23 protein-coding genes and 1 riboswitch are annotated in these 25,899 nt (G+C 72.6%); of the genes, 4 read left to right on the plus strand and 19 right to left on the minus strand.

Annotated elements, in window-relative coordinates; translation table 11 throughout:
- The first annotated feature begins 3 nt into the window (after window positions 1-3).
- Window positions 4-2,502, plus strand: coding sequence for a hypothetical protein (locus OG470_RS02850; RefSeq protein ID WP_328420464.1), 2,499 nt, complete (start codon window positions 4-6; stop codon window positions 2,500-2,502).
- Between the two features lie 77 nt (window positions 2,503-2,579).
- Here the strand turns inward: OG470_RS02850 and thiC are convergent, their stop codons facing one another.
- The 7 genes from thiC to thiE all read right to left on the minus strand — a co-directional run bounded on the left by thiC (window position 2,580) and on the right by thiE (window position 8,582).
- Entirely contained in the window at window positions 2,580-4,172 is a 1,593-nt protein-coding gene (thiC, locus tag OG470_RS02855) for a phosphomethylpyrimidine synthase ThiC (protein WP_328420466.1), read from the minus strand.
- 17 nt (window positions 4,173-4,189) lie between these two features.
- Complete coding sequence (gene thiD / locus OG470_RS02860; protein ID WP_328420468.1) at window positions 4,190-4,975, minus strand: bifunctional hydroxymethylpyrimidine kinase/phosphomethylpyrimidine kinase; 786 nt, start codon at window positions 4,973-4,975, stop codon at window positions 4,190-4,192.
- Window positions 4,972-5,706 carry a thiamine phosphate synthase gene (locus OG470_RS02865; protein ID WP_328420470.1) on the minus strand — a complete coding sequence of 245 codons (735 nt, stop codon included), beginning with the start codon at window positions 5,704-5,706 and terminating at the stop codon, window positions 4,972-4,974. The genes thiD and OG470_RS02865 overlap by 4 nt, the downstream gene beginning before the upstream one ends.
- Window positions 5,707-5,786: 80 nt before the next feature.
- Window positions 5,787-6,566 carry a thiazole synthase gene (locus OG470_RS02870; RefSeq protein WP_328420471.1) on the minus strand — a complete coding sequence of 260 codons (780 nt, stop codon included), beginning with the start codon at window positions 6,564-6,566 and terminating at the stop codon, window positions 5,787-5,789.
- On the minus strand, window positions 6,563-6,763 hold the full coding sequence (thiS, locus tag OG470_RS02875) for a sulfur carrier protein ThiS (protein ID WP_328420473.1): 201 nt from the start codon (window positions 6,761-6,763) through the stop codon (window positions 6,563-6,565). Before thiS ends, OG470_RS02870 begins: the two co-directional genes overlap by 4 nt.
- The gene (thiO, locus tag OG470_RS02880) at window positions 6,754-7,962 is read right to left on the minus strand and encodes a glycine oxidase ThiO (RefSeq protein WP_328420475.1); all 1,209 of its coding nucleotides are present in this window, start codon (window positions 7,960-7,962) and stop codon (window positions 6,754-6,756) included. The genes thiS and thiO overlap by 10 nt, the downstream gene beginning before the upstream one ends.
- Window positions 7,956-8,582 (minus strand): thiamine phosphate synthase, encoded by a 627-nt coding sequence (gene thiE / locus OG470_RS02885; protein ID WP_328420477.1) that lies wholly within the window; start codon window positions 8,580-8,582, stop codon window positions 7,956-7,958. The genes thiO and thiE overlap by 7 nt, the downstream gene beginning before the upstream one ends.
- Window positions 8,577-8,686: riboswitch (TPP riboswitch) on the minus strand. It overlaps the preceding gene by 6 nt.
- A 311-nt stretch (window positions 8,687-8,997) precedes the next feature.
- On the opposite strand from thiE, the gene OG470_RS02890 reads away from it, so the two are divergent.
- The gene (locus OG470_RS02890) at window positions 8,998-14,850 is read left to right on the plus strand and encodes a ThuA domain-containing protein (RefSeq protein WP_328420479.1); all 5,853 of its coding nucleotides are present in this window, start codon (window positions 8,998-9,000) and stop codon (window positions 14,848-14,850) included.
- Window positions 14,851-14,921: 71 nt separating this feature from the next.
- Window positions 14,922-15,461, plus strand: a complete 540-nt coding sequence (locus OG470_RS02895) for a hypothetical protein (RefSeq protein ID WP_328420480.1) — start codon at window positions 14,922-14,924, stop codon at window positions 15,459-15,461.
- 62 nt (window positions 15,462-15,523) lie between these two features.
- On the opposite strand, the gene OG470_RS02900 is transcribed toward OG470_RS02895, so the two are convergent.
- From OG470_RS02900 to OG470_RS02915, 4 genes are read right to left on the minus strand one after another with little or no spacing between them, the layout of a single operon-like run.
- Window positions 15,524-16,486, minus strand: a complete 963-nt coding sequence (locus OG470_RS02900; protein ID WP_328420482.1) for an aldo/keto reductase — start codon at window positions 16,484-16,486, stop codon at window positions 15,524-15,526.
- Between the two features lie 37 nt (window positions 16,487-16,523).
- A complete protein-coding gene (locus OG470_RS02905; RefSeq protein WP_328420484.1) occupies window positions 16,524-17,324 on the minus strand; it encodes a nucleotidyltransferase domain-containing protein in 801 nt (266 codons plus the stop codon).
- A complete protein-coding gene (locus tag OG470_RS02910) occupies window positions 17,321-19,000 on the minus strand; it encodes an ABC-F family ATP-binding cassette domain-containing protein (protein ID WP_328420486.1) in 1,680 nt (559 codons plus the stop codon). Before OG470_RS02910 ends, OG470_RS02905 begins: the two co-directional genes overlap by 4 nt.
- 40 nt (window positions 19,001-19,040) lie before the next feature.
- On the minus strand, window positions 19,041-19,646 hold the full coding sequence (locus tag OG470_RS02915) for a class I SAM-dependent methyltransferase (protein ID WP_328420488.1): 606 nt from the start codon (window positions 19,644-19,646) through the stop codon (window positions 19,041-19,043).
- Between the two features lie 102 nt (window positions 19,647-19,748).
- Between OG470_RS02915 and OG470_RS02920 the strand changes: the two genes are divergently transcribed.
- Window positions 19,749-20,813, plus strand: a complete 1,065-nt coding sequence (locus OG470_RS02920; RefSeq protein ID WP_328420490.1) for a hypothetical protein — start codon at window positions 19,749-19,751, stop codon at window positions 20,811-20,813.
- Between the two features lie 69 nt (window positions 20,814-20,882).
- Here the strand turns inward: OG470_RS02920 and truA are convergent, their stop codons facing one another.
- The 8 genes from truA to infA all read right to left on the minus strand — a co-directional run bounded on the left by truA (window position 20,883) and on the right by infA (window position 25,634).
- Window positions 20,883-21,713 carry a tRNA pseudouridine(38-40) synthase TruA gene (gene truA, locus OG470_RS02925; RefSeq protein ID WP_328420492.1) on the minus strand — a complete coding sequence of 277 codons (831 nt, stop codon included), beginning with the start codon at window positions 21,711-21,713 and terminating at the stop codon, window positions 20,883-20,885.
- Window positions 21,714-21,780: 67 nt separating this feature from the next.
- A complete protein-coding gene (gene rplQ, locus OG470_RS02930; RefSeq protein WP_328420494.1) occupies window positions 21,781-22,338 on the minus strand; it encodes a 50S ribosomal protein L17 in 558 nt (185 codons plus the stop codon).
- Window positions 22,339-22,372: 34 nt separating this feature from the next.
- Window positions 22,373-23,395 (minus strand): DNA-directed RNA polymerase subunit alpha, encoded by a 1,023-nt coding sequence (locus OG470_RS02935; protein WP_089018953.1) that lies wholly within the window; start codon window positions 23,393-23,395, stop codon window positions 22,373-22,375.
- 99 nt (window positions 23,396-23,494) lie between these two features.
- Window positions 23,495-24,121: a 30S ribosomal protein S4 gene (rpsD, locus tag OG470_RS02940; protein ID WP_089018952.1), complete on the minus strand. Its 627-nt coding sequence runs from the start codon at window positions 24,119-24,121 to the stop codon at window positions 23,495-23,497.
- A gap of 13 nt (window positions 24,122-24,134) precedes the next feature.
- Window positions 24,135-24,542, minus strand: coding sequence for a 30S ribosomal protein S11 (gene rpsK, locus OG470_RS02945; RefSeq protein ID WP_007073011.1), 408 nt, complete (start codon window positions 24,540-24,542; stop codon window positions 24,135-24,137).
- 18 nt (window positions 24,543-24,560) lie between these two features.
- A complete protein-coding gene (rpsM, locus tag OG470_RS02950) occupies window positions 24,561-24,941 on the minus strand; it encodes a 30S ribosomal protein S13 (RefSeq protein ID WP_184178702.1) in 381 nt (126 codons plus the stop codon).
- A gap of 266 nt (window positions 24,942-25,207) precedes the next feature.
- Window positions 25,208-25,321 carry a 50S ribosomal protein L36 gene (gene rpmJ / locus OG470_RS02955; RefSeq protein WP_012184307.1) on the minus strand — a complete coding sequence of 38 codons (114 nt, stop codon included), beginning with the start codon at window positions 25,319-25,321 and terminating at the stop codon, window positions 25,208-25,210.
- A gap of 91 nt (window positions 25,322-25,412) precedes the next feature.
- Window positions 25,413-25,634, minus strand: coding sequence for a translation initiation factor IF-1 (gene infA, locus OG470_RS02960; RefSeq protein WP_007073013.1), 222 nt, complete (start codon window positions 25,632-25,634; stop codon window positions 25,413-25,415).
- Window positions 25,635-25,899: the final 265 nt, after the last annotated feature.

A 25,899-nucleotide genomic window follows, 5' to 3' on the forward strand; every position in this document is an offset into this window, starting at 1 on the left:
GACATGGCCTTTCGGACCTGGGGCAGACTGCTGCTCACGGCGCTCGGGGTGAGCGTGCTGGCCGGAGCCGGCCAGCTCGGCGTCGCGTACGGTTTCGGCATCGTCCGGCTCACCGGCGCCTTCACCGGTACGACCGTCAACCAGTGGCCGGCCCAGCTCGTCTGGGTGGGCTGGTTCGCCGCGAACGCCGCAGTGGTCGGCGCCGTCCTGACCGGACGGCTGGCCCGCCGGGACGGGCTGCCGACCACCACCGGTCGGCAGTTGGCCGTCGGGGGTGCCGCCGCGCTCGGCGCCACCATCGTCGCTCCGCTCTGCATGCAGCCGGCCCGGGCCGCCGAGTTGATCTCCGTGGACCCGGTCTGGGCGGTCGGCATCTGCGCCGTGCTCGGCGCGGTGATCGGGGCCGGCGCGGCTATCGGCGTCCTGCTCCGACCCGAGCTGGGCTGGAACATGGCGGCCGTGGCCGGCATCGTCTGGGTGCTTGCCCTGATCTCCGTCCTGCCGTCGCTCGGCACCACCGGCCCGCTGCCCACGGTCCGGCTCGGCGTACTCGAGCCGAGCTGGCTGGACGACGGCGCGGCACAGCGGCTGGGGCTGCTCCTGCTGCCCACCACGGCACTGCTCGCCGGTGCGGCGACCGCCGGCTTTTCCCGCTGGCGGGGCCAGATCCCGCTGATCAGCGGGGCCACCGGGGTGGCCGGCCCGGCGCTGGTGGCATTCGCCTATCTGACCGCCGGCCCCGGCGACGCGGTGGGCCGCTACCAGGCCACCCCCTACTACGGTGCGCTGATCGCCGTCCTCGCCGGCGTGCTCGGCGCGGCCGCCGCCGCCCTGCTGCGCTGGCCGGTGCATGCCCGCACCTCCGATCCGCAGGCGATCGAACCCACCGACATCCTGCGGCCGCTGCCCGCCGGCCCAGCCCTGCCCGGCGCCGGGCCGGCGGGTTCGGCCGACGACCGGGAAACCGTCGCGCCTACCGGCGCCGAACTGGCCGGCACCGGCCAGGACCGGCGCGACGGCGACTCCACCGGCACCGTCCGCACCGTCCCGGCATACTGGGACTGGCCGGTTACCACGGCGAGCGGCCAGCACGGTCCGGTCCCCATCGACCCGACCGGCCCCGAGGACGCCACCGTTCCCCGACCGGCCGGCCGCCCCCGCCACCACACCGACGCCGCACCGGACCCCGCCGTGACCGCCCCAGCGGGCGAGCCGATCACCGGTCGGACGGCCACCGGCGAGCCGGTCCAGGACGGCCCGGCCGGGGGCCGGTCACCCCGCCGCGCCGGTGGTCGTACCCCGAGCGAGGCCGCCCCGGCGGCCACCACCGCCACGTCGGACCGGACCGACGCCAAGGCCGCCAGTCCGACGGGCAGCCCCGGCGATGACGGTGCGGCCAGCACCGCAGTGCCGGCCACAACCAGCACGGCCACGACCGACATGGGCACGACCGACGCGGGCACGGCCGCCGCCCCGGCACCCAAGCCGCGCCGGACGCGCAAGCCGAAGGCCACCCCGGCGGAAACGACCACGGACGTGTCCGACGGCACGACCGCTGCGGACACCGCGAAGGCCAGCCGGACCGGCAAGGGAACGGGTGCCGGGTCCGGCAAGGCCAGCACTGTTTTCCGGCCGGGCAAGGAGACCCAGGGCACCGCATCCGGCCGAGGCACCGGGACTCCGGCAACCCCGGTCGCCGCCACCGGCCCGGCGGCGACCTCGGAGCCGACCGCCACGGCCAACCCGGCGGCGACCTCGGAGCCGGCCGTCACGGCCGACCCGGCCGCTCAATTCGTTGCCGCCAACACGGCCGGGACCGACCGGGCCACCGACACCGAGCGACCCGTGACCGAGAGCGGTTCCGTCGGCCGGCTGTTCGGGACGGCGACCGCCGGCAACCCGGCGGCGGACCGGTGGACGCCGGCCGCGCCGGTCTGGCCGGTCACCGCAGCATCCACGGCAACGCCGCAGACGAATGACGCCGAACCGACCGCATCGGACGCCGCGACCGGGCCGGAGGAGCCCGAGTGGACGCCCCGGCCCCGGCACCGCGCCCCGCTGCCAGACCTGGGCCGAGCCACCCGTTGGGACGCCTTCACAGCCCCCCGACCCGCCGGGCCGGCAGACCCGCAGGACAGCTCGGCGGCACCCACCACCCCGACCGCTGCGTCTCCGGTCATACCGGAGCAGGCCGTCGGGCCGGCCCAGGCGGGTGACGCCACCGGCGGCCCGGCGAGCGCCGACGGTGGGGCGGCCACGCCGACGGATGACGCCGAGCAGCCCTCCCGCCGGGGACGCATCGGCGGCCTGTTCCGCCGCAACCGGTCCCGGGCCGACGAGGAGAGCCAGACCGCACCGGAAACGGCGGAGCCGCTGCCGACCCAGGACGAGGAGTTCGTCGACTGGGTCGCCGGCCTGAGCAAGCCGGTGGCGGACAACGAGCCGGAGCAGGAGAACGGTCGTCGCTCGCTGCGCTCCACCGGTCGACACCACCGCGACTGACCCCGACCGACGACCTGCACCGCCGCACCCGAGCGCCGGCCCGCCACCTTTCGAGCGGGCCGGCGCCGTGCGGTTGATCAGGCCAGCGGCAGGTAGACCCGGCCACCGCCGGAGACGAACTCCTCCGACTTGTCCTTCATGCCACGGGCCGCGTACTCCTTGAGCTCCTGGGTGATCTTCATGGAGCAGAACTTCGGGCCGCACATCGAGCAGAAGTGCGCCGTCTTCGCCGGCTCGGCGGGCAGCGTCGCGTCGTGGTACGAGCGCGCCGTCTCCGGGTCCAGCGACAGGTTGAACTGGTCCTCCCAGCGAAACTCGAACCGCGCCTTCGACAGCGCGTCGTCCCACTCCTGCGCGCCGGGGTGCCCCTTGGCCAGGTCCGCCGCGTGCGCCGCAATCTTGTACGCGATCACGCCCGCCTTCACGTCGTCCCGGTCCGGCAGGCCCAGGTGCTCCTTCGGGGTGACGTAGCAGAGCATCGCGGTGCCGAACATGCCGATCATCGCGGCGCCGATCGCCGACGTGATGTGGTCGTACGCCGGGGCGATGTCGGTGGTCAGCGGGCCGAGCGTGTAGAACGGCGCCTCGTGGCACCACTCCTGCTGCAGGTCCACGTTCTCCTTGATCTTGTGCATCGGCACGTGCCCCGGACCCTCGATCATCACCTGCACGTCGTGCTCCCAGGCCACCGTGGTCAACTCGCCGAGGGTGCGCAGCTCGGCGAACTGCGCCTCGTCGTTGGCGTCGGCGATCGAGCCGGGCCGCAGCCCGTCGCCGAGGGAGAAGGTCACGTCGTAGCGGGCCAGCAGCGCGCACAGTTCGGCGAAGTTCGTGTAGAGGAAGTTCTCCTCGTGGTGCGCCAGGCACCAGGCCGCCATGATCGAGCCGCCCCGGGAGACGATCCCGGTCACCCGGTCCACCGCCAGCGGCACGTACGGCAGCAGCACCCCGGCGTGCACCGTCATGTAGTCCACGCCCTGCTCGGCCTGTTCGATCACGGTTTCCCGGAACACCTCCCAGCTGAGCTTCACCGGGTCGCCGCCGACCTTTTCGAGGGCCTGGTAGATCGGCACCGTCCCGATCGGCACGGGCGAGTTCCGCACGATCGCCTCGCGGGTCTCGTGGATCCGCTTGCCGGTGGACAGGTCCATCACGGTGTCCGCACCCCAACGGGTGGCCCAGGTCAGCTTCTCCACCTCCTCGGCGACCGACGAGCTGACCGCCGAGGTACCGATGTTGGCGTTCACCTTGACCAGGAACGCCTTTCCGATGATCGCCGGCTCGCACTCCGGGTGGTTCACGTTGAGCGGCAGCACCGCCCGACCGGCCGCGATCTCGGCCCGGACGAACTCCGGGTCGACGTTCTCCCGGATCGCCACGAACTCCATCTCCGGCGTCACCACTCCGGTCCGCGCGTAGGCGAGCTGGGTCGGGCGGCGCCCGGCCACCCCGGCCAGTGGCGTACCCGCGCCCCGCACCGGGGCGACGTCACCCCGCTCGGCGATCCACCGACCCCGCAGCGGCGGCAGCCCCACCTCCGGGTCCGAGCCGGGGCCGGACGTGTCGTAGAGCCGTACCGGTGGATGGTCGCCGGTCAGCGCCACCTCGGCGAACGGCACCCGGAGATCCGGCCGCGACCCCTCGACGTACGCCTTGCCTCGTGCCTGCATGACAGCCTCCCTGGTGATCAAGCGGACCAGCCGAAGTGGTCCAGCGGCCCGCGTCCCGCGCCCAGCTCCCAACTCCGCGCGCCGGTCAGCGCGCGGAGCACGTATTCCTTGGCGGCCCCGACCGCCGCCGGCACCGGATCGCCCAGCGCGAGCCGCACGGCGATCGCCGCCGAGAACGAGCACCCGGTGCCGTGGGTGTGCCGGGTGGCAACGCGTGGGGCGCGCAGCAGGGTGGTCACGCCGCCGCCGTGCAGCACGTCGACCGCCTCTCCCCCGTCCAGGTCGCCGCCGGTGACCACCACGTACTCCGGACCGCCGGCCACGAGGGCCTCGGCGGCCACCACCATCCCGGCCACGTCGTCCACCGGGCGTCCGGTGATGGCCGCGGCCTCCGCGCAGTTCGGCGTCGCCACCCGGGCGTACGGAAGCAGCCGCTCCGCCGCACTGACCACGCCGAGCCGGTGGCCGCTGGTGGCGACCAGCACCGGGTCGACGACGAGCTGGGGCAGCCGGCCGTCCCGAGCGGCCTCGGCCACCGCGTCGGCGACGGCGGGGGTGCCGAGCATGCCCGTCTTGACCGCACGGACCGTGAAGTCGCTGAGCACGCTGTCGAGCTGTTCGGTGACCGTGCGCGGGGGCAGCGGCAGGACGGCGTCGACGCCCCGGGTGTTCTGTGCGGTGACGGCGGTGAGGACGCTGGTGCCGTACACGCCGAGCGCCGCGAAGACCTTGAGGTCGGCCTGGATGCCGGCGCCGCCGCCGGAGTCGGAGCCGGCGATGGTGAGCACTGTGCTCGGTGTCATCTTGGGTCTCCGGTGGTTGCTGTTGAGGGCTGCGGCCGACCGTGCCCACTCCGGGCGGTCAGGCTTGATCCCTGCGTGGGCACGGTCGGCCGCAGCCCCGTCGTGGGGACCTGCGCGGCTCCGCGCCGGGTTTGCGTCATCGGGGTGACCGCCTTTTCGAAGGCTCTGGTCAGGGTCGTGGCTGCTTCGGTGGGGTCTTCGGCTCGCATCATTGCGCCGAGTACCGCTACTCCGATGGCTCCCGCCTGGACGCAGGCGGTGACCTGGGCCGGGGTTTCGATGCCTCCCAACGCGAGGGTCGGCACCGGGCTGGCCTGGATCAGCTCTTGCAGCCCTGCCGTGCCCAGGGGTGGGCCGTAGCCCGGCTTTGTCCTGGTGGGGTGGACCGGGGAGAGGGTGGTGTAGTGCTCGGTGGTGAGGCGGCGCAGCTCGGCCTGGTTGTGGCAGGATCGGCCGACCAGCGGGTGGGTCGGTGGCGGGTACGGGCCGGCGGCGGGCAGGTGGACGGCGTCGCCGCCGAGCGGGTCGGGACCGGCCACGATCAGGGTTCCGCCGGCTTCGCTGAGGATCGCGCGCAGGTCGGCGGCGAGGGCGGCACGCTCGGCGCGGGGCAGATCCTTCTCCCGCAGCACCACCCATCGCACTCCCCCAGCCACGGCCCCCGCCACGACCAGGTCAAGCGGCCCCCGCGCCACCAGCCGATCCGTCAACACCACGACGCCCGACGGCACGGTCCCCGCCGAGGTCTTGGAAGAATCCGGTCCAAGATCTGCGGGGCTTCGTCCCGGCGCCGACGGAGGTGGGGTGGGGGTCACAGGTCGGGTCTTCCCTCGTCCGGAGTGGACGGGAGGGCGTGGAAGCGGCGGGCGATCCGCCCGGCGCCTGCGGCCAGGCGGCCCGCCTCGACCGCGTACCGCATCGCGGTGGCCATCGTCACCGGGTCGGCGGCCCGGGTGACCGCGCTGGCCAGCAGCACCGCGTCGCAGCCCAGCTCCATGGCCAGGGCCGCGTCGGACGCGGTGCCGATGCCGGCGTCGAGGATCACCGGCACGTCCACGCCCTGCCGGATCAGCCGGATGTGGTGCGGGTTGCCGATGCCGAGCCCCGAGCCGATCGGCGCGCCGGCCGGCATCACCGCGGCGCAGCCCACGTCGGCCAGCCGGCGCGCGAGCACAGGGTCGTCGCTGGTGTACGGCAGCACGGTGAAGCCGTCGGCGACCAACTCCTCGGCGGCGCGGAGCAGTTCCACCCCGTCGGGCAGCAGCGTCCGCTCGTCGCCGATCACCTCCAGCTTGATCCAGTCGGTGTCGAACGCGTCCCTGGCCAGTCGGGCCACCTTCACCGCCTCGGGGGCGGTGTAGCAGCCGGCGGTGTTCGGCAGCAGCCGTACCCCGCACCGGTCCAGCAGCTCCAACAGCCCACCGGCTGAGCCCGGGGCGGTGTCCACCCGGCGCAGTGCGAGGGTGACCAGCTCCGTGCCGGACGCCCGGATCGCCTGCTCCAGCACGTGCAGATTCGCGGCTCCGCCGGTGCCGAGGATCAGCCGCGAGGTGAACGTCACTCCGCCCAGCTCGAACGGCACGCCACTCACCCGCCCTGCGCGGCGGTGAGCACCTCGACCCGGTCACCGTCGCGCAGCACCATCGCCGGCCAGCCGGCCCGGGGCACCACCTCGCCGTTGACCGCGACCGCCACCCCGCGCTGCTGGGGTGCGACGTCGCGGACCAGGTCGGCCACCGACGCGCCACCTGGGACGCTGCGTCCGGCGCCGTTAACCGTCAACTCCATCGGTCCTCCTCCATCGTCCGATCGCCAACACCGACCGCACCGGACCCAGCCAGCCCACCGACACCGACCGCACCGGTGGATTCCGGGAAGTCGCTGGAGAAGCGGTCGGGCCGGAAGGGCGCGAGCAGCGGATCGGGCACGCCGGTGGTCACCCGGTCGGCGATCAGGTCGGCGGTGACCGGGGTGAGCACGATGCCGTGCCGGTGGTGCCCGGTGGCGGCCAGCACGTCCGGCCGGCCGGGCAGCGGCCCGAGGATGGGCGCGTTGTCCGGGGTGCCCGGGCGCAGCCCGGCGACCGCCTCGACCAGGTCGTACTCGGCCAACTCGGGGAGCAGGTCGACGCCGGCACGGAGCAGGCGCAGCACCGCGCCGGCGGTGACCGTGGTGTCCGACCGCTCCTCGACCGTCGCGCCGAGCACCACCTCGCCGTCGACGCGGGGCACCAGATAGACGTGCTCGCCGTCGGCGTACCCCCGGATCACGTGCCGGAAGCCCGGCGCAACGCCGTCGGGCGCGCGCAGCCGGAGGACCTGGCCCTTCACCGGCCGCACCGGCAGGCCGGTGAGGGCGGCGGCGCCGCAGCCGGCGGCGACCACGGTGATCCGGGCGTCCACCTCGGAGAGGTGCCGGACCGGCTGCGGCACGAGCACCGCGCCGGCCCGCCGGGCGGCCGTGCGCAGCGCCGGCACCAGCAGCCGGGGGTCGACCTGGTGGTCGGTGGGCGCGAGCGCGCCGCCGCGCACCCGCGGGGCGAGCGCCGGCTCGCGGTCGCGCAGCTCGGTGGGGCGCAGCGGGGTCACCGGCAGTCCCAACCCCTGCTGGTACGCCCAGAGCCGGCGCGCCTCGGCCAGGTCGTCGCCGGTCAGCCCGACCATCAGGGTGCCCTCGGTCCGGTAGCCGAGCTCGGCGCCGGTCGCCTCGGTCAGCTCGGCGGCGAACGCCGGCCAGCGGGCGGCGGACGCCAGCAGCAACCCAGTCAACTGCCGTTCACCGAAGTACGCCTCGGCGACCGGGGAGAGCATGCCCGCGGCCACGGCCGACGCCCCCGAGCCGGAGGCCGGATCGTGCACCTCCACTCGCAGCCCGCGCGCGGCGCACCGCCAGGCGATCGCCAACCCGATCGGGCCCGCCCCCACCACCGCCACGTCCGGCCGGGCCCGGTCGTCGGATCGCGTCGACGGGGACCGGCCGGTCAGCACGTCAGCGCCCCGAGCAGCTCGGCGGTGGCCCGGGCGGGATCGGCGGCGGCGGAGATCGCGCCGACGACGGCCACCCCGTACGCCCCGGCGTCGCGCAGCGCCGGCACCCGGTCGGCGGTCACCCCGCCGATCGCGATGACCGGCACGTCGACGGCGCCGGTGACCGCGCGTACCCCCGCTGGGCCGATCGGGTCGGGTAGCCCGGACTTGGTGCTGGTGGCGTGGCACGGCCCGACGCCCAGGTAGCTGGCCCCGGCGGCGACCGCCTCGACCGCCGTCCCCGGCGCGCGGGCGGTGGCTCCCAGCACACCGGTGGGGCCGAGCACCCGGCGGGCGGCGGCGACCGGCAGGTCGTTGGCCCCGACGTGCCCACCGGCGGCGCCCACCGCCAGCGCCACGTGCAGCCGGTCGTTGACCAGGCAGTTCGCCCCGTACGGCGCACAGAGCGCCAGCACCCGGCGGGCCAGGTCGTACGCCTCGCGGTCGGTGGCGGAGTCCTCGACCCGGACCTGCACCACCAGGTCGGCGCGGGCCGCCGTGAGGGCGGCCCGGACCACGGTGAGCGGATCCCGCCCAGGTCGGGTGTCGGTGATCAGATGCAGTCGCCCAAGGGACGGCACGGCAACTCTCCTCCCTGCGCCGGCATTACCCGGATCAGGTTCGACGGTCGGGGGCTGTCAGCCCCCCTCTCAGCCCGGTACACCGGGCTCCCGTGGGTTACTTGCGTGTCACCGTACGACAGTTCCGCCGGTCTGCCAAGGCGGGGTCGGCGGCTGGTCGGCGGGCCCCGGCCGTGGCGCGTGGCGAGATCCGCTGGGCGCTTCATGCGGTCCTGTTCGGAATGTCGCCCGCCGTTGCAGAACCGTTACCCGTCGGCATCTTGCCCGACATTGATCCAACCGAATTAATTTGTTCAGCGATTCGACAAAATGCTGGAGTGGACGCCCTGGCACGGCGCCCGCACCGGCTCCATCTGGGACGGTCTTCGGCGAGCCGGCCCCCGCGATTCCTGTCCACCGCGACATAGGAGGCGGCGTGTCCCATTCTCGTCGTGCCCGCGTACCCATCACCGCAACCCTGATCTCCCTGACCCTCGCCTCAACGACCCTCTTCGGTCTGCCCGCGCAGGCGGCACCCGCCGCGCAGGCCGCACCGGCCGCACAGGCCGCGCCAGCGGTCGTGCAGGCCGCCCCGGCCACCCAGCCACTCCCCCGGGCGGCCCAGGCCGCCGACGAGCCCTTCTCCGTCCTGGTGTTCTCCAAGACGGCCGGCTTCCGCCACGACTCCATCCCCACCGGTCTCGCCGCCATCCAACAACTCGGCGCTGCCAACGGATTCACCGTGGACAGTTCGGAGGACGGTGCCGCGTTCACCGATGCCAATCTGGCGAAGTACAAGGCGGTGATCTGGCTCTCCACCACCGGCGACGTCCTGGACGCCGAGCAGCAGGCGGCGTTCGAGCGTTACGTGCGTGCCGGCGGCGGTTACGTCGGCATCCACGCCGCCTCGGACACCGAGTACAGCTGGGCCTGGTACGGCGACCTGGTCGGCGCGTACTTCGCCAACCACCCGGCGAACCAGCAGGCCACGGTCAAGGTGGAGGACCACGCCCACCCGTCCACCGCTGAACTGCCGGACCGCTGGTCCCGGTTCGACGAGTGGTACAACTACCAGACCAACCCCCGGCCGGACGTGCACGTGCTGGCCACCCTGGACGAGAAGAGCTACACCCCGGGCGCCGGCGCGATGGGCGCCGACCACCCGATCGCCTGGTGCCAGGACTTCGACGGCGGTCGTTCCTGGTACACCGGGGGCGGGCACACCCGGGAGTCGTACGCCGAGCCGGAGTTCCTCAACCACCTGCTCGGCGGCATCCGGACCGCCGCCGGCGTGGCGGACGCCGACTGCGGCGCCTCGAAGACCACGAGCTTCGAGAAGGTCGCCCTGGACAGCAACACCAGCAACCCGATGGAGCTGGACATCGCGCCCGACGGGCGGGTCTTCTACATCGAGCGCGACGGCCGGGTGCAGATCGTCAAGCCGGACACCGGCAGCACCGTCACCGCCGTCGACCTGGACGTCTTCACCGGCAACGAGGACGGCCTGATCGGCATCCGGCTCGACCCGGACTTCGCCACCAACAAGTGGGTCTACCTCTACTACGCCCCGAACGACGGCATCGCGCGCAACCTGCTGTCCCGGTTCACCGTGACCGGCGACACCATCGACCCGGCCAGCGAGAAGCAGGTGCTGCGGGTCGACACCCAGCGCAACACCTGCTGCCACGCCGGCGGCAGCATGGCGTTCGACGGCGACGGCAACCTCTACCTGGCCACCGGTGACAACACCAACCCGTTCGAGTCCAGCGCGTACACGCCGATCGACGAGCGGCCGGGACGCCAGGACTTCGACGCGCAGCGCACCTCTGGCAACACCAACGACCTGCGCGGCAAGGTGATCCGGATCCACCCGGAGGACGACGGGACGTACACCGTCCCGGCGGGCAACCTCTTCCCGTCCGGCACCGAGAAGACCCGTCCCGAGATCTACGCGATGGGCTTCCGCAACCCGTTCCGGATCGGCACCGACCCGGGCACCAACACCCTCTACGTCGCGGACTACGGGCCGGACGCCAACGCCGACAACCCGAACCGGGGCCCCCGGGGCCTGGTCGAGTGGAACATCGTCACCCCCGGCAACTACGGCTGGCCGTACTGCACCGGAACGAACGAGGCGTACAACGACTACACGTTCCCGTCCGGCCCGAGCGGGGCGAAGTTCGACTGCGCGGCTCCGGTCAACAACTCGCCCAACAACACCGGCCTGACCAACCTCCCGCCGGTCGTACCGGCGACCGTCGACTACGGCTACGCCGGTGACGCGCGGTACCCGGAGATCGGCGGCGGCGGAGCCCCGATGGGCGGCCCGGTCTACCGGTACGACGCCGACCTCGACTCCGACCGGAAGTGGCCGGCGTACTACGACGGCAAGGCGCTGCTCGGCGAGTGGAACCAGTCGAAGATGTACACCATGCAGGTGACCGCCGACGGCAAGTCGTTGGTGGACATCAACCAGCTGCTCACCGGGATGAGCATGATCCGGCCGATGGACTTCGAGTTCGGCCCGGACGGCGCGCTCTACCTGATCGAGTGGGGCAGCGGCTTCGGCGGCAACAACGACAACTCCGGCGTCTACCGGATCGACTACATCGCCGGTGACCGCGCACCGATCGCGGTGGCGGCGGCCACCCCGACGTCGGGGCCCGCACCGTTGACGGTCGCCTTCTCCAGCGCCGGCTCGCGGGACCCGGACGGTGGCACGCTCACCTACGCCTGGGCCTTCGGCGACGGGCAGACCTCCACCGAGGCCAACCCGACGCACACCTACGCCACGGCGGGCAGCTTCACCGCCCAGCTCACCGTGACCAACCCGAAGGGCCGTACCGCGGTGGCCAACGTGCCGGTCACCGTGGGCAACACCGCGCCGACGGTGACCATCGAGTTCCCGCCGGACGGCGGCTTCTTCGACTGGGGTGACCAGGTCCGCTACACGGTCACGGTGACCGACCCGGAGGACGGGCAGATCGACTGCGACCGGGTGCAGCTCCAGGTGCTGCTCGGTCACGACGAGCACGCCCACCCGCTGGAGCAGCACACCGGCTGCACCGGCACGGTCCAGACGTCGCTCGCCTCCGGGCACGGCGCCGAGGCGAACGTGTTCGCGGTCTTCGAGGCCACCTACACCGACGAGGGTGGCGCTGGTGGGGCCGGACCGCTCACCGGGCGGGCCATCGAGCAGTTGCAGCCCAAGCGCAAGCAGGCCGAGTACTTCACCGCCACCGGGCGGGCGCCGGTGAGCACCGGCGGCGGCGACGCCGGCGTGCAGCGGGAGACCACCGGCGACACCGCCGGCGGCGGCCAGAACATCGGCTTCATCGAGGACGGCGACTGGTGGTCGCTCGCCCCGGCGAACCTGACCAACGTCACCGACATCCGGTTCCGGGCCGCCTCGGCCGTCGCCGGAGGTCGGGTCGAGGTCCGGGCCGGCGCGGTCGACGGGCCCCTGGTCGCCTCGGCGACTGTGCCGGGCACCGGCGGGTGGCAGACGTACACGGACGTGACCGCGCCGGTGACCGGCGCAGCGAGCGGCACGCTGTACTTCGTCGCCCGGGACCCGAACGGCGGCGCGGGGTCGCTGTTCAACGTCAACTGGATGGACTTCCTCGGCCGCGGCGTCACCGAGAACGCGCCGCCGGTGGTCAGCGCCACGGCCACCCCGGCCACCGGGACGGCGCCGGTCACCGTCGCCTTCGACGGCACGGCCACCGACGCCGAGGGGAACACCCCGCTGACGTACGCCTGGGACTTCGGTGACGGCGGCACGGCGACCACCCTGGACGCCAGCCACACGTACACCAGCCCCGGCACCTTCACGGCCACCCTGACCGTGACGGACAGCAAGGGCGCGAAGTCGTACGCCACGGTGCCGGTGCGGGTGGACGCGCCGAACACGTCCTGCTTCGGGGCGCGCTCGGACGACTTCACCGGCGCCAGCCTCGACAAGAGCCGGTGGACCAGCGTGGTCCGGGAGAACCAGCTCTACTCGGTCTCCGGCGGCGCGCTGCGGCTGCCCACCGCGGTGGGCGACCTCTACGGCGGCCGCAACGACGCCACCAACCTGGTGCTCCAGCCGGCTCAGAGCGGAGCCTGGCAGGTGACCACCCGGGTCACCCTGCCGGTGACGACCAACTACCAGCAGGCCGGCCTGCTGGTGTACGGCGACGACGACAACTACGCCAAGCTGGACCTGCTCTACTCGGGCAGCCGGCGGGTGGAGTTCATTCGCGAGACGGCCGGCACGCCCCGCAACGAGGCCGCCGACAGCACCGCGGCACCCGCCGGTGACACCCTGCACCTGCGGCTCAGCAGCGACGGGACGAACCTGACCGCGGCCGTCTCGGCCGACGGGCAGACCTTCACCCCGGTCGGCCGGTCGGCCGCACTCGCCGGCATCACCAACCCGCGGATCGGGCTCTTCGCGCTCAACGGCGGCACCGAGGCGCCGGTGGTGGACGCCAGCTTCGACTGGTTCCAGATCACGCCGGACGCCCCGGCCGGACCGGTCGTGCCGTCGGACGAGTTCACCGGCGACACGCTGGACAAGTGCCGGTGGAACGCGATCCTGCGGGAGGACCCGAACGGTTACCGGGTCACCGGTGGCGCGCTGCGGGTCGACGTGCCCAACGGTGACATCTACGGCGGCGACAACACCGGGCCGAAGAACTTCATCCTCCAGACCGCGCCCTCGGGCGACTGGACCCTGGAGACGAAGGTCGACGGCAGCCTGCTGAACGAGCAGTACCAGCAGGCCGGCCTGATCGTGCACGGCGACGACGACAACTACCTGAAGTTCGACTACATCGCGGACAACCAGCCCGGCCAGCCGGTGACGCGGCGGATCGAGTTCCGCAGCGAGATCGGTGGGGCGGTCCAGAACCCGCAGCCCGAGGCGGGCAACCTGACCAGTGCGGTGTGGCATCTGCGGCTGGCCCGCAGCGGCGACACCTTCACCGCGTCGTACTCGGCTGACGGGACGACCTGGACCGCGTTGACGACGCTCACCAACAGCGCGGTCGGGGCCACCCCGAAGGTCGGGCTGTTCACCCTGGGCGCCAACCAGACCGCCTCGAAGACCGCCGGGTTCGACTACTTCCGGCTCAGCACCGAGGTGGCCGACGAGACCGCACCGGTGACCACGGCGGCGGTCTCCGGCACCCCGACCGACGGGTGGTACACCGGGCCGGTGACGGTCACCCTGACCGGCGTCGACGAGGCCGGCGGCAGTGGGTTGGCCGGTACGGCGTACCAGCTGGACGGGGCCACCACCTGGACGGATTACACCGCTCCGGTGGCGGTCAGCGGAGACGGCGAGCACGAGCTGCGGTTCCGCTCGACCGACGAGGCGGGCAACGTGGAGTCGACGAAGACCGTCGCGGTCAAGATCGATGCCACCGCGCCGGTCACCTCGGCGACGTTCGCTCCCGCGAACGACGCCGGCTGGCACAACGGGACCATCCCCGTCGTGCTGACCTCGACCGATGCCGGGTCCGGGGTCAGGACGGTGGAGTGGTCGCTGGACGGTGGCGCCTGGACGCCGTACTCGGCGCCGGTCGGGGTGACCGGTGACGGGCAGCACGAGCTGCTGTTCCGGTCCACCGACAAGGCGGGCAACGCCGAGACGCTCAAGTCGGCGGTGCTACGGATCGACGGCACCAAGCCGACGCTGCTGGTGTCCGGGATCGCCGATGGTCAGCTCTACGGGGACAGCCAGGATGTCCGGGTGTCCTGGCAGGCCGTCGACCCGACCTCGGGCATCGCGACCGTGGTCGGCGACCTGGACGGCCGGCCGTACGTCAGCGGCACTCTGCAGGCCATGTACGAGCTGCCACTCGGCCTGCACGAGCTGACCGTGACCGCGACCGACAAGGCGGGCAACAAGACCACCTCGGAGGTCCGGTTCTTCGTCACCACCTCGTTCCGGGACATGCAGAACCTGCTGGACCGGTTCAAGGCGACGGGGCGGCTGTCGGCCAAGGCGCACAAGCAGTTGACGGCGAAGCTCGACGCGGCTCGGAAGGCCGAGGCGTCCGGCAAGGACGCTCAGGCGATCAACCAGCTGACCGCGTTCCGGGCGCTCGCCGCCGACGCCACCCTGGTGGCGGAGGCCGAGATCCGGGATGTCCTGATCCGGGACGCCGACGCCATGATCGTCCGGCTCGGCGGCGCGGCCAGCCAGGCCGGGGTCCGGGCCAACGACGGCGAGCCGGTCAAGGGTGCCGGGCGGCTCGGTGGCGACGCCACCCGGCTCGCCCCCGGTCGCCAGCTCTGATCCGACGAGGCCCCTCCCCGACGCTCCAGCGCCGGGGAGGGGCCTCCCTCATCCGTAGTGAGGAGACGTCCGTGACGCGTATCCGCAAGGGATTCGCCGCCCTGCTCGTCGGACTGGCCCTGATCCTGTTCTCGGCGGCTCCGGCCGCCGCGCACACCGGCAAGCTCAAGCTGACCGTGGCCGGCGACGGGGCCGACGGGGTCACTGTGCAGGCCACCTACGCCGACGGGCATCGGCTGGACAAGCCGGTGCGGTTGACCCTCACCGGCACGGGCCCGGAGGGTCGGCGGCTCGGCCCGGTGCAGTTGGAACCGGCACCCGAGGGGCAGGGCTTCTACAGCAGCGGCCCGCTGCTCTCCCCCGGCGCGTGGCGGGTGACGGTGAGCGCCCCGGCGCCGAACCCCGGTCAGGCCGGGGCCCAGGTGCAGGCGCGGCCGGCGCAGTCGCCTCCGCCGGCTCCCGCGCGGGTCGCCGTGACGGCGCCGGCGGCGGCCGACGGTCGCGCCGCCGCGGACGGGAGCGCCTGGTGGTGGCCGGTCGGGCTGGCCGCCCTGGTGCTCACCGCGCTGGCGGTGGCGGTGGCGATGCTGGTCAGCCGCCGCCCCGACTGACCGTCTCGGATGATCGGGCCGGGCCGCCATGAGCGGCCCGGCCCGTCGCCCGACCAGGCGTCTCAGAGGATGGCGCGCAGCGCCGCCAGGTCCTCGTCCGTGGGCTCCCAGGTGCCGGCGGCGGCGTTGGCGTGCACCTGCTCGGGCGTGGTGGCGCCGGCGATCACCGAGGTCACCGCCGGCTGGGCGGCCAGCCCGCCGATCGCCACCTGGAGCATGGTCAGCCCCCGCTCGGCCGCGTACGCCTCGATCGCCTCGATGGTGTCCCAGTCGGCGGCGGCGAGCCGTTCGGCGTACCGGCCACCGCCGGAGAGCCGGCTGCCGGCCGGCGGCTGCCCGTCGCGCCGGTACTTGCCGGTGAGCAGACCGTTGGCGAGCGGGAAGAAGGGCAGCATGCCGAGCCCGAACCGCTCACAGGCCGGGATCACCTCGGTCTCCACGGACCGCTCCACCAGGCTGTAGTGGTTCTGCGCGCTGATGAAGCGGGCCCGGCCGTTGGACGAGGCGACCCAGTCCGCGTCGGCGATCTGCCACCCGGCGAAGTTGGAGTTGCCCAGGTAGCGCACCTTGCCGTCGCGGACCAGGTCGTCCAGGGCCGCCAGCGTCTCGTCGATCGGGGTGCCCGGGTCGGGCTCGTGCATCTGGTAGAGGTCGATGTGGTCGGTGCCGAGCCGGCGCAGCGACGCCTCCACCGCGCGGGCGATGTAGCGCCGCGAACCCCGGGCGCCGAAGTCCGGCCCGTTCAGGCCGTTCATGTCCATGCCGAACTTGGTGGCCACCACCACGTCGTCCCGGCGGCCCTTGAGCGCCTGCCCGAGCAGCTCCTCGGAGCCGCCCTGCGGCTCGCCGTAGATGTCGGCGGTGTCGAACAGGGTGATCCCGGCGTCCAGGGCGGCGTCCACCACCGCGCGGGTGCCGTCGAGGTCGAGCTTGCGGCCAAAGTTGTTGCAGCCGATGCCGACCACGGACACCACGAGCCCGGAGTCGCCCAGCCGGCGATAGGTCATCTCAGTCACGAGATCCACCCTATGCCGGCCGGTTGTGGGCCACCTCGGCGGTGGCTCAGCCGACCACCTCGGTGACCAGCTCGCGGGCGGCGCTGAGGGTGGCGGTCAGCTCGGCGGGGCTGCGGCCGACGGCGCCGAGCAGTGCCTGCGCCCGCTGCTCGAAGTCCGGCGGCGCGCCGGGCAGCCGCCCCGCGGCGGCGATCATCCCCTTCTCGTTGACCAGCCACCGGCCCGCTCGGGCGTGCAGCACCTGGGCGAGCACCCCGACCACCCGGAACAGGCAGCCGGCGACGTACCCGCTGTCCCCGCCGGCGCTGGCCTTGGCCGCGCCGGCCAGCAGGAACCCGGCCTCCCAGCCGCCGGCCACCAGCGCGTCGGCCAGCGCGGGCGGATACTCCCGGGTCTGCTCCTTCAGCCGGGTCAGCTGGCCGGTCGGGTCCGCCAGCACCTGGCACAGCGCCACCTCGCCCACGTAGGCGGACGAGTAGAACCCGAGAGGATGCCCGGCCTGCACCCCGACCTCGTACCGACCGGCCCGGCAGTCCGTCCAGACGCGGTGCACCCGGTCGAGGTCCCGGTAGATCCAGTCCACGGCGGACCCGTCGACCCGCAGCCAACCACCGCCGTCGACCCAGCGTCCCCAACCACCCGGGGCGGTGAGCGCGACGCCGGTGTCGTCGGCGACCGTCGCGGCGACCGCACGCAGCGCCGGTACGTCCAACTCACCCCGGTAGTACAGACCCAGGTCCCAGTCGGAGTCCGGGCGATGCTCGCCGCGTGCCCGGCTACCGCCGAGCGCCACGGCCACCACCCCCTCGACGGCGCACAGCCGGTCGGGCAGGTCGGCGGGGATCACCCGACGTCCCAGACCGGCTCCGGGGTCTCCGCCACCTCGCTGTCGCCACGGAACAGCACGAACCGGTCGAAGGAGCGGGTGAACCAGCGGTCGTGGGTGACCGCGATCACGGTCCCCTCGAACGCGTTCAGGCCCGCCTCCAGCGCCTCGGCGCTGGCCAGGTCGAGGTTGTCGGTGGGCTCGTCCAACAGCAGCAGGGTCGCCCCGGACAGCTCCAGCAACAGCACCAGGAACCGGGCCTGCTGCCCACCGGAGAGGGTGCCGAAGCGCTGGTCGCCCTGGGCGGCCAGTTCGTACCGGCTGAGCACACCCATCGCGGCGTGCCGGTCCATCCCGGTCCGGTGCTCGTCGCCCCGCCAGAGGATCTCGACCAGCGTCTTCGACATCAGCTCCGGCCGGTCGTGGGTCTGGGAGAAGTGCCCGGGGCGGACGCGGGCACCGAGCCGGGCCGTGCCGTCGTGCGCCACCGGGGCGAGCGCGCCCGCACCGTCGACCGGCCCGTTCGCCGGGTCGGGGTCGGTGCCGCCCCGGGCCAGCAGCCGCAGGAAGTGCGACTTGCCGGTGCCGTTGGCACCGAGCACAGCCACCCGGTCGCCGTACCAGATCTCCAGGTCGAAGGGGTAGGTCAGGCCGTCCAGCTCCAGCTGCTCGCAGACGACCGCGCGCTTGCCGGTCCGCCCGCCGGTCAGCCGCATCCGGATGTCCTGGTCCTTCGGCGGTACGGGAGGCGGCCCGGCCTCCTCGAACTTGCGCAGCCGGGTCTGCGCGGCCTGATAGCGCGAGGCCAGCCCGTCGTTGTACGCCGCCTTCTGCTTGTACATCAGCATCAGCTCGCGCAGCTTCTGGTGTTCCTCGTCCCAGCGCCGACGCAGCTCGTCGAGACGGGCGTGTCGGGCCACCCGCGCCTCGTACCAGCTGGCGAAACCACCCGGGTGCACCCAGGCGCTGCCGCCCTCCACGGCGACCACCCGGTCGGCGGTCTGGGCCAGCAGCTCGCGGTCGTGCGAGACGTAGAGCACCGACTTGGTCGACTCGCGCAGCCGCGCCTCCAGCCAGCGCTTGCCCGGCACGTCGAGGAAGTTGTCCGGCTCGTCGAGCAGCAGCACCTCGTCGGGGCCGCGCAGCAGCAGCTCCAGTGCGAAGCGCTTCTGCTGTCCACCGGAGAGGGTGCGGACCGGCCGGTCCCGGACGCCGTCCCAGGGCAGGTCAAGCACGATGGTGGCGACGGTGTCGAAGAGCACCTCGGCGTCGTACCCGCCGGCCTCGCCCCAGGCGCCCAGCGCGTCGGCGTACGCCAGCTGGGCCTTGCCGGCGGCGGTGCTGTACTTGCCGCGGACCTCGGCCGCCCGCATGGCCGCCTCGGTCTCGCCGAGCCGGCGGCCGGCCTCACGCAGTGCCGGTGGGGCCAGCGACAGCGCCATGTCGGCCAGCGTCGACTCGTCGCCGATCATGCCGATGAACTGGCGCATCACGCCCAGCCCGCCGGCCCGCGCGACGGCGCCGGTACGCACCGGCAGGTCGCCGGCGACCATCCGCAGCAGCGTCGTCTTACCCGCGCCGTTCGGCCCGACCAGGGCGACCTTGCTGCCCTCCCCGACCCGGAACGACACGTCGGCGAAGAGTTCCCGACCGTCGGGCAGGATGTGCCCGACCGCTGCCACATCCACGTATCCCACGCCGGGATCCTGCCCCAGTGAGGGCCGGGGGGACATCCAATTACCGGGTGACCCGCAGCACCCGGAAGCCCTTCTGGCTGGCGCACCGCTCAACCTGCCAGCCCTGTTCGGTGAGCCAGCGGTGCAGTGAGTCGCCGCCGAGGTGCCGGGCGACCACCAGCCAGCCGACGCCGTCCGGGGCGAGCCGGGGCAGCCAGCGCAGCAGCAGGTCGTGCAGCCCGTCCTTGCCGATCCGGATCGGCGGGTTCGACCAGAGCTGGGCGAAGCGGATCTCGGCCGGTACGTCGTCCGGTGCGCTGACCCGGACCCGGTCGGCGGCGCCGACCCGGACCGCGTTGGCCGCGGTCAGCTCGCGGGCGCGGGCGTTGACGTCGACCGCCCAGACGGTGCTCGCCGGTGCCGTGTCGGCCAGCACACAGGCGATCGGCCCGAACCCGCAGCCGAGGTCGAGCAGATCGCCGGTGGTGTCGGCGGTGGGCAGGTCGGCCTTCCGCAGGAGCACGGCGGTGCCCGGGTCGAGACGGCTGGCGGAGAAGACCCCGCCGGCCGAGGCGAGCCGGTAGTCGCGGCCGGCCACGGAGAACTCGACCTCGCGCGGCGGGGCGTCGCTGGCGGGCTGAGCGCTGAAGTAGTGGTCGCCGGTCACGCCGGCAATTCTCGCACCGGCCCGTGCACGCCATGACACGGCCCACGCGTACATTTCCCATTATTACCCCCTAAAGGGACAATGCCTCTTACTCTGGGCGACATGGTGTATCGGTACGAGTCCGATGAGGACGCTTTCGAGGAGTACCCGGAGCCCGGGTCCGACCTGGCGGTGCCCGGCGGCCCGCCCCCGCCGGCCGGGCCCTCTCCGTCGCGCTTCCCCACCCCGTCGCTGCGCCGGCCGAACCAGATCGCGCTGCCGTCGTCCCAGCCGCCGCCGGCCCGTGCCGACATCCCGCCCGCCGCGCCTCGCGATCAGGTCTACACCTCGGCACAGCCGATCGAGGCGCCCCCCGAGCGCAGCGGTGGCCGACTCTGGCAGGTGCTGATCGGCGGCGCGGCCGTCCTGGTCCTGCTCGCGCTCTGTGGCCTGGGCGTCGCCGCGCTGCTGATGGATCGCGACCCGCAGCCGCAGGCCACCCCGACCTACCAGCCGAACGCCGCCGCCGCGTCCGCCGCCCCGGCGGAACGGGAGGACCTCGACTCCCGGGACACCGACCAGGCTCCGCTCACCGCCAAGGAACTCTTCCCCGGCAAGGAGCTGAAGGTCACCGACGGCCAGCCGGCCTACAAGGTGCTCAAGACGCACTCCAGCGGCAGCTGCGCCGTCGCCGCCACCGACGAGGTGGCCGACCTGCTGGTCCGGCTCGGCTGCAACCAGGTGGTCCGGGGCACACTGCGGACTCCCGACGGCGACCACCTGGTCACCACCGGGCTGTTCAACCTGACCGACAAGGTCAGCGCGGAACGGGTCCGGGACCGGATCCGGCAGTTGCTCGACGAGCGGCAGGGCCGGTTCCGGGGCCTGGTCGGCAGCGACGGCGACGGCAGTGACGTGGTGGCCACCGCCCCGGCGCGGGTCGGCTGGCAGGTCCGCGGCCACTACCTGGCGTACGCGCTGGTGGTCCGTGCGGACGGGACCGCGGTCAAGTCCGGCGACACCAAGGTCCGGGAAATCCTCTTCGACATGATCGAGCTGCACCTCAGCCAAGGCGTGCTGCAGAAGCGGGTCGACGGCGGCACGGCCGGGCAACCGACCCCGGGCCCGACGGAGAGCGGCGCAACGCAGAGCGGCGGCACCCGCAACGACAGTCTGCCGGGCGACTGACCTCGCCCCGCCGGCTACGGTCCCGGCCGTCGGCGGTCCAGCCCTCGACCGGGGGTCGGCCGTCGGCGGTCAGCCCTCGACCGGGACCCGTAGCCGGCGGGTGAGGTCGGCGCGGCGGGCGTACTCGGCCGGGTCGGCCGGGTAGCCGACCTCGACCAGGGTCAGCCCGTGCGCCGGAGCGACGGTCACCTCGCTGGACCGCTCCTGGCGGGTGAGCAGGCTGCCCGGCCACTCCACCGGGCGGCGGCCGTCCCCGGCCACCAGCATCGCCCCCACCAGGCTGCGCACCATGGCCTGGCAGAACGCGTCCGCCTGCACGGTGGCGATCAGGATGCCGTCCGGGTCACGGCGCCAGTCCAGCCGGGTCACCTCGCGCAGGGTGGTCGCGTTCTCCTTGCGCCGGCAGTACGCGGCGAAGTCGTGCTCCCCGACCAGGCCGGTCGCCGCGGCGTTCAACGCGGCCAGATCCAGCGGCCTCGGCCAGGCCAGCACCTCGTGCCGGCGCAGCGGCTCCGCGCCGTACCGGGCGTCGGTGACCCGGTACTCGTAGCGGCGGAAGGTGGCCGAGAAACGGGCATCGAAGTCTGCCGGCATCTCGGTCATCGCCCGTACCCGCACGTCGGTGGGGAGCAGCCGGGCCAGCCGGCGCAGCAGCCGCTGCTCGTGCTGCCGCCACACGTCGGCGGTGAGGTCCAGGTGGCAGACCTGCCCGGTCGCGTGCACCCCCGCGTCGGTCCGCCCGGCCACGGTCAACCCGGTGGCCGTGCCGGCACCGAGCACCAGGTCCAGGGTCTCGACGAGCACCCCGGCGACCGTGCGCCGGGTCGGCTGGGCGGCCCACCCGGAGAAGCCGGTGCCGTCGTACGAGACGTCCAGCCGCAGCCGGATCCGCTCGTCCACCTCGTACCTCCAGTTATGGGTCGGGCCCGACACCCCGATGGGGTGCCGGGCCCGACGTTGCCCTTGATCAGGCCTTGTTCTCGGTGGCCTCGTCGCTGTCCTCGCGGGCGGCGGCGGTGTCACCGGACGCCGACACCGGCGCCTCGGAGTCCTGGTCGGCCTGGGCCGACTGCGGGGTCTCCTCGGCCGGGGCGAGCGCCTCGACCTTGTCCTGCTGCGCGGCCTTGCGGGCGGCGGTCTTCTTGTTCGCCTTCGGCTCGGCGACCTGAAGCTCCTCCACCAGCTCGATGATCGCCATCGGCGCGTTGTCACCCTTGCGCGGACCGGTCTTCACGATCCGGGTGTAGCCGCCGGGGCGGTTGACGTACCGGGGCGCGATCTGGTCGAACAGGGCGTAGACCACGTCCTTGTCCTTGACGACGCCCAGCACCCGCCGCCGCGCGGCCAGGTCACCGCGCTTGGCCTTGGTGATGAGCTGCTCGGCCAGCGGACGCAGCCGCCGGGCCTTCGTCTCGGTGGTCTTGATCTTGCCGTGCTGGAACAGCGCGGTGGCCAAGTTGGCCAGCATCAGCCGCTCGTGCGCGGGGCTGCCGCCGAGGCGGGGGCCCTTGGTGGGCGTGGGCATGCTTGGTGCTCCTCAGTTGTGGCGGCAGCGCGGACTAGAGCTGCTCGGTCTCGCGGTAGTCGTCGGTGTCGTAGTCGGCCTCGCCGAAGGTGTCCACGACGTGCGCCGGGTCGAAGTTCGGGGCCGAATCCTTCAGCCCCAGGCCCATCCCGGCGAGCTTCATCTTGACCTCGTCGATCGACTTCTGACCGAAGTTGCGGATGTCGAGGAGGTCGGCCTCGGTACGCCCGATGAGCTCACCAACGGTGTTGATGCCCTCGCGCTTGAGGCAGTTGTAGGAGCGGACGGTGAGGTCGAGCTCCTCGATCGGCAGGGCGAGGTCCGCCGCCAGCTGGGCGTCCTGCGGGGACGGCCCGATGTCGATACCCTCGGCGGTCTCGTCCAGCTCCCGGGCCAGCCCGAACAGCTCCACCAGCGTCGAGCCGGCGGAGGCCAGCGCGGTACGCGGGCCCATCGACGGCTTGGTCTCGACGTCGATGATCAGCCGGTCGAAGTCGGTGCGCTGCTCGACGCGGGTCGCCTCGACGCGGTAGGTCACCTTGAGCACCGGCGAGTAGATCGAGTCGACCGGGATGCGGCCGATCTCGGCGCCGGACTGCTTGTTCTGTGCAGCCGTCACGTAGCCCCGGCCCCGCTCGACGGTCAGCTCCATGTCGAGCCGGCCCTTGCCGTTGAGGGTGGCGAGCTTCAGGTCCGGGTTGTGCACCGAGACGCCGGCCGGGGGCTGGATGTCACCCGCGGTCACGTCGCCCGGGCCCTGCTTGCGCAGGTACATGCTGACCGGCTCGTCGTGCTCGGAGCTGACGCACAGCTCCTTGATGTTCATGACGAGCTCGACCACGTCCTCCTTGACACCGGGGATCGTGGTGAACTCGTGCAGCACGCCGTCGATCTTGATCGAGGTGACCGCCGCACCCGGGATCGACGACAGCAGCGTGCGCCGCAGCGAGTTGCCCAGGGTGTAGCCGAAGCCCGGCTCCAGCGGCTCGATGGCGAACCGCGACCGGGTCTCGTTGATCGACTCCTCGGAGAGGGAGGGTCGCTGGCTGATGAGCATGGTTTCTCTTCTCTTCCGGGACGCCCGCTATTTGACGCCCACGACACAAACTGTTCCGGTGGCCCGCCCCTGAGGGCGGGCCACCGCAACGAGCTCCGACTACTTGGAGTAGAGCTCGACGATCAGCTGCTCCTGGACCTGCGTGTCGATGACCTGCCGGGCCGGGAGGGAGTGCACCAGGATCTTCATCTGGCTGGGGATTGCCTCGAGCCAGGCCGGCACCGCCCGCGAACCCGCCTGAGCCTGCGCCACGATGAACGGGGTGAGCTCCTTGCTCTTGCCCCGGACCTCGATGATGTCGTGCTCCTTGACGCGGTACGACGGGATGTCGACCTTCTTGCCGTTCACCGTGAAGTGACCGTGCTTGACCAACTGGCGGGCCATGTCCCGCGAGTGGGCGTAGCCGGCCCGGTAAACGACGTTGTCCAGCCGCGACTCGAGGATCTGCAGGAGGACCTCACCGGTCTTGGCCTGCTTGCCAACGGCTTCCTCGTAGTAACCGCGGAACTGCTTCTCCAGCACGCCGTAGACACGACGGGCCTTCTGCTTCTCACGGAGCTGGAGCAGGTACTCCGTCTCCTTCGTGCGGCCGCGGCCGTGCTGCCCGGGCGGGAACGGCCGGGACTCGAACGGGCACTTCGGGCCATCGCACTTGCTGCCCTTGAGGAACAGCTTCATCTTCTCCCGCCGGCAACGGCGGCAGTCAGCACCGGTGTAACGAGCCATCTCTCTCTACCTCTCAGACCCGGCGACGCTTCGGCGGACGGCATCCGTTGTGCGGCTGCGGGGTGACGTCGGAGATCTGCCCGACCTCGAGGCCCACGGCCTGCAGCGAACGGATGGCGGTCTCCCGGCCGGAGCCGGGGCCCTTGACGAACACGTCGACCTTGCGCATGCCGTGCTCCATGGCCCGACGCGCGGCGGCCTCGGCGGCCAGCTGCGCGGCGAACGGAGTCGACTTGCGGGAGCCCTTGAAGCCCACCTGGCCCGCGGAGGCCCAGGAGATGACCGCACCGGTCGGGTCCGTGATGGACACGATGGTGTTGTTGAAGGTGCTCTTGATGTGCGCCTGCCCGTGGGCGACGTTCTTGCGTTCCTTGCGCCGGACCTTCTTTACAGCGGCTCCGGCACGAGCCTTCGGTGGCATAAGTCTGTGCGCTCCTAGTTACTTCTTGCCGGGCTTCTTCTTGCCGGCGACGGTCCGCTTCGGGCCCTTCCGGGTCCGTGCATTGGTCTTGGTCCGCTGGCCACGCACGGGCAGGCCCCGGCGGTGCCGGATGCCGGCGTAGCAGCCGATCTCGACCTTGCGGCGGATGTCAGCGGCGACCTCGCGGCGCAGGTCGCCTTCGACCTTGTAGTTGCCCTCGATGTGGTCGCGGAGCTGAACGAGCTCCTCGTCCGTGAGGTCCCGAGCGCGCTTGTCCGGCGAGATGCCGGTGGCGGCGAGCGTCTCCAGGGCGCGGGTACGACCCACGCCGAAGATGTAGGTGAGCGCGATCTCCATCCGCTTTTCGCGGGGGAGATCCACGCCGGCTAGACGTGCCATGTGCGGGCGTACTCCTCGTGATGTGTGGCGGAGGTGTGGACCCGTCCCACCCCGCTACCGGCCGTCCCGTCTTTCCGACGCTGTCAGCGCCGGCGACCGGGATCGGTCGTTGCCCGAGCGGGCCCCGGCCTCCGACCGGGGGTCAGCCACGCAGAAGTACGTCTCGCGTACCGCTCGTGGCTGGGACGAGCATTTGTGTTGTGTGCGTCGCTGGGGATCTGCCCGGACCAACACCACCCGGCCGTGATCCGGCCGGACGGGCTGAGTCAGCCCTGGCGCTGCTTGTGGCGCGGGTCGGTGCAGATCACCATGACCCGGCCGTGCCGGCGAATCACCCGGCACTTGTTGCAGATCCTCTTGACGCTCGGCTTGACCTTCACGGTTGCCTTACTTCCCATCTGGCCCGGGGACGCGCAGAGCACGAGACCGGACGTCGAAGACGGACACGGGACTTCCCGGCCGCCGTCAGGACTACTTGTAGCGGTAGACGATGCGCCCGCGGGTCAGGTCGTACGGCGAGAGTTCGACGACGACCCGGTCCTCCGGCAGGATGCGGATGTAGTGCTGCCGCATCTTGCCGCTGATGTGAGCCAGCACCTTGTGGCCGTTCGCGAGCTCCACCCGGAACATAGCGTTCGGCAGGGGCTCGATGACCCGACCCTCGATCTCAATGGCTCCGTCTTTTTTCGGCATGTCCTCCGCTGTCCTGACGTCGATTGCTCCGGGCGGCCCACAACGTCTTACACGGGAAACTGACCAAGAATCAGAAGCCCGCGCCAGCCGCGGCTCCAGGTCCCACCGAAGCGCAGGGTGGGCATGCCGGAGTGGACGCTGTGCGCCGAGCTGAAAGTGTACGCCGGCCTGCGGGCGGTCGCCAAACCGGCCACCCACCGCACCGCCGTGTCGGCCGCCGGTCCCCCGTCCGAGCGTCCGATGATCTCCGCGGGCGGTCGCCGGC

This window comes from Micromonospora sp. NBC_00389, from assembly GCF_036059255.1.
Lineage (GTDB): Bacteria > Actinomycetota > Actinomycetes > Mycobacteriales > Micromonosporaceae > Micromonospora.